We start from the raw sequence: 3784 nt of genomic DNA, 5'->3' as shown, positions 1-3784 counted from the left end.
CTGAACTCAGCGAGCCCCAAATAGTTAGGCGAGCGCGGGGAGGGGGCGGGCAGAGACGCGGCGGTAGCACCGGTAGCCTGACCGGCATGGACGAACAGGGGGACGACGGGCAGGACGCGCCGGCCTCCGACGTCCTCTCCGCGGACGTCTACCAGCGGCTGCGGAGGGGGATCATCACCGGCCGCTACGGCCCCGGGAGCAAGCTGACCGAGCGCGAGATCGCCGCCGAGTTCGGCGTCTCCCGTGCCCCGATCAGGGCCGCGATCAACCGGCTGGAGTTCACCGGCTTCATCCGCCTGGCGCCGCGCCGGGCGGCGATCGTCACCGAGGTCACCCGCACGGACATCGAGCAGCTCTACGACCTCCGCTCGGCACTGGAACCGCTGGTCGCCCGGATCGCCGCGGGACGGGTCGCCCGAGGTGCCGATCCCGCGCCGCTGCAGCAGGCGCTCACCGCCGCAACGGACGCAATCGCCCGCGACGACCACGAGGCCCTGGACCGCTGGAACGCCGCCCTGCACCGGGCGATCGTCACGCTCGCCGATCACGCGCTGTTCGAGCAGACGTTCGGGCCGCTGCAGGACCGCAGCGACCGGCTGAGTGCGATGACGATCGCCGCCGGGCCGGCCGTGCGCCACGAGGAGCACGACGCGCTGGTGCAGGCGATCGTCTCCGGCAACGAGCAGCTGGCCAGCGCCTGCGCCTACACGCACGTCGAGCGCGGCCGGCTCCGCACCCTCGCTCTGCTGCTCGGCGACTGACCCGGGTCCTCCGGTCGGGACGCGGCCGAGTCAGGCCTGTGCGCCGCTCCGGACGCCGAGGCCGAGCGCGTCCAGCAGATGCCTGACCGCGCTCGGCACCGGCTGGACGACGACGGACCGGTGCTGCTGCGCCAGCCGGCGTGCCGTCCGGGAGAGCGGGCCGCCGCCGATGATCACCGCCTCGGCGCCGTCGACCTGCTCGCAGAGCCGGACCGCCTCCGACAGCTCCCGGTACTCCAGCGCGTCGTCGGCCGCAAGCTGCTCGGCGGACGCGTCGGTGAACCGCAGCCCGGTGAAGACGCCCGGCCCCGCGTGGCGGTGGACCAGGCCGAGCAGGCCGGGCCCGAGCCGCCGCGTCGAGGTCACCATCCCGAACCTCCTGCCGTCGCGTCCGGCGGCCCGGATCGAGGCCTCGCCCAGACCGATCGCCGGTCCGGGCCAGCACTGCCGCACCTCCCGCACCCCCGGGTCTCCGATGGCGGCGACCACGATGCCGGCGGTGTCGGCGGTGAGGCTGCGGTGCACGCATCGCAGCACGTGCGGAACGCTCGCCGCGAGCGCCTCCGGACCGGTGATCACGGACGGTCCGCCGTCCACCGTGACACCCCGGGCGGTCAGCCCGGTGCCGGTCAGCATGGCCTGGGCCAGGGCAGTCATCACGCTCGTCGTCGCGGTGTTGGTGTTCGGGTTGACGACCAGCAGGTGCGGTGTGCCGTCGCTCACCGGCTAGAAGGCCTCTTCGAGCGGACGCCCGAGGGTCTCCCGGGGGATCCGGACCACGATCGCCCCGACCACGAAGAAGGCCGCGAGCATCGCGAACATCGCCGGCACCCCGCCCGCGTCCAGCACCGCTCCGGCGAGCAGCGGCAGCAACCCGCCGGCAAGCGACCCGGTGGCGAGGATGACCGCCGTGCCGAGCCCGCGGATCCTGGTCGGGTACAACTCCGGGGCGTACAGGAAGATCGTGGTGTTGATGGTGATCACCGCGAAGTTGAACAGGGCGCCGAACAGCAGCACCAGCGGGATGGTCGGTGCGGCGAAGCCGAACCCCAGAGCGGCGACCAAGCCGAGCGTGGCGGCACCGGTCAACACCGCGCGGCGGGGGAGCCGGAGCGAGACGAACGAGGCGACGATCGATCCGACCAGGCTTCCGGACTGCATCACGAGTGTGTACCACAGGGCCGTGGTGATGGCGAAGCCGCGGTCGGTGAGGATCAGCGGGATCAGCGTGGCCATCGAGATCTGGCCGCCGTAGGACATCGTCACCGCGATGCACAGCGGCAGTGTGGTGCGCAGGTGGCGACCGCGGAACACGTGCGTCCAGGTCTGCCGCGGCGGTTCCGCCAGCGCGGCGGCGTTCTCCCCGTCGAGGTACTGCACCTGTTCCGGCAGGGGTCCGGCCAGCTTGCCCTGGGCCAGTCGGTTCAGCACCGTGTTGGCTTCGGCCACGTTCCCGTTGGCGGCCAGGTAGCGCGGCGATTCGGGCATCGACCGCCGGTAGAACAACACCAGCAGTGCGGGCAGCAGCAGCACGGCGAACAGGTACCGCCACTGGTCGTCCCCGGAGAACACCGCGAACACGATGATCCCGAACAGCGGTGCCAGCAGGTTGCCGATGCCGGCGGCGGCCACGTTGACCAGGCCGCTGGCGACCCCGCGGTGCTTGGCGGCGAAGAACTCCGACATCATCGTGATCGCCGTCGCGATCTCGCCGCCGATGCCGATTCCGACGATGAAGCGCGCCACCAGCAGCATCTCGTAGTTGGGTGCGACGGCGCACAGCAGCGAACCGACGCTGAAGACGAGCAGGTTGAGGCTCAGTAGTCGGCGGCGTCCGAAACGGTCGGAGGTGAAGCCCGCCGCCAGCCGACCCAGCGCGATCGCGGTGAAGGTGACCGTGTTGAGCAGGCCGACCTGGGCCGAGCCGAGTCCCCAGCTCTCGCGCAGGGCCGGTCCGGCGACCCCGACGGCGTTCTGTTCGATCGAGTCGAAGAACGCGCCGAGGAGGACCATCGCCGCGACGCCCAGGTGGGCGCGAGTGAGTTTCATGGTGGAGTAGGCGCGCTCGATCTGGTCGCCGAGCGTCAGTTCGGGTTGCTTCGTCTGATTGGTCATCCGCTTGCTCCCTTTGAAGAGATCGACGAAGGTCGATGTCGTGGTCGGGTCCGGCGCGGGGCCTGCCCTCGGGGTGGCCTCGGCTGGTTCCTGACGCTAATCAGACGGTTCGATCCGCTGGTTGCCGTGGCATTACACGCGTGTGAAGACTGGCGATTTGGCATGCCAAAATGGGTTGAGAGGGCGGAGGTGTCCAGCAACAGGACCGATTGGCATGCCAGGTGCGGCGAATCCAACCCCTCCCTCGTCATCCCGGACTTGATCCGGGATCCCGCCCGTCCGAGAGCCCGGGGTGACGTTGAAGATCAGCGCTTCCCTAGCCGACGATCAGCGGCAAGCGTTCCCGGACCCGCTGCCGCACCCGCTCGGCATAGCGGCCGAAGGTGCCGCGGGCGATCGCCTTCTGCGCGTTGAACAGATGCACCCACAGGCCGGCCGCCCAGAACGTCCGCTCGTCGTCGTCGGTCCAGCTCGGCGACTCCGGACGCCCCGCGCCCGGCTCGCGGGCGCCGATGTAGCCGGCCAGGAAACCACGGGAGTCCGCCAGCGACGGCCAGCCGGGTTCGCTCCCGGCCACCGCGAACACGCCGGCGGCCGCGCCGGCCAGGGCGGCCTCCGGAAGCGCGGCCAGGCTGTCCCAGTCATGGACGACGGCGAGCCGGTCGCCGTCCCAGTACACGTTCTGGGCTTCCCAGTCGCCGTGCCCGATCACCAGGGGTGCGGTGCTGGACCGCAGCACCGCTCGCACCTGCCCCGCGGCATCGGTCAGCCAGCCCGGCGCGACGGTCGCATTGAGATCCTCCGGCCCGTCGTCGGGTGCCGGCCACAACTCCGCGCCGGGGTGGTCCCAGCCCAGCCAGGCCGGCGCCGGGCCGAGGTCGGGCACCTCCGCGACCGCCGGCGCCAGG

4 protein-coding genes are annotated in these 3784 nt (G+C 71.4%); 1 reads left to right on the top strand and 3 read right to left on the bottom strand.

The window, feature by feature from the left end; genetic code table 11:
* Positions 1 to 761, top strand: a 761-nt coding sequence (locus QM582_RS17405) for a GntR family transcriptional regulator (RefSeq protein WP_415086532.1), incomplete at its 5' end; no start/stop codon positions are given.
* A gap of 30 nt (positions 762 to 791) precedes the next feature.
* Here QM582_RS17405 and QM582_RS17400 read toward each other — a convergent pair.
* The 3 genes from QM582_RS17400 to QM582_RS17390 form a co-directional block, all read right to left on the bottom strand.
* Positions 792 to 1484 carry an aspartate/glutamate racemase family protein gene (locus QM582_RS17400; protein WP_415086530.1) on the bottom strand — a complete coding sequence of 231 codons (693 nt, stop codon included), beginning with the start codon at positions 1482 to 1484 and terminating at the stop codon, positions 792 to 794.
* Between the two features lie 3 nt (positions 1485 to 1487).
* Positions 1488 to 2876, bottom strand: a complete 1389-nt coding sequence (locus tag QM582_RS17395) for an MFS transporter (RefSeq protein WP_415086529.1) — start codon at positions 2874 to 2876, stop codon at positions 1488 to 1490.
* A gap of 316 nt (positions 2877 to 3192) precedes the next feature.
* Positions 3193 to 3784 (bottom strand): hypothetical protein (locus QM582_RS17390; protein WP_415086527.1); only part of this gene is annotated, 592 nt, incomplete at its 5' end.

Origin of the sequence: Micropruina sp. (assembly GCF_047607385.1) — a bacterium.
Classification (GTDB): Bacteria; Actinomycetota; Actinomycetes; order Propionibacteriales; family Propionibacteriaceae; genus Micropruina.
Note: the sequence above shows the minus strand (reverse complement) of the source record. Positions and strands in the feature narration are given on the sequence as shown.

Excerpts from the sequence above, each read along its gene's own strand:
- QM582_RS17395 (WP_415086529.1), bottom strand. The coding sequence starts at position 2,876 with ATGACCAATCAGACGAAGCAACCCGAACTGACGCTCGGCGACCAGATC.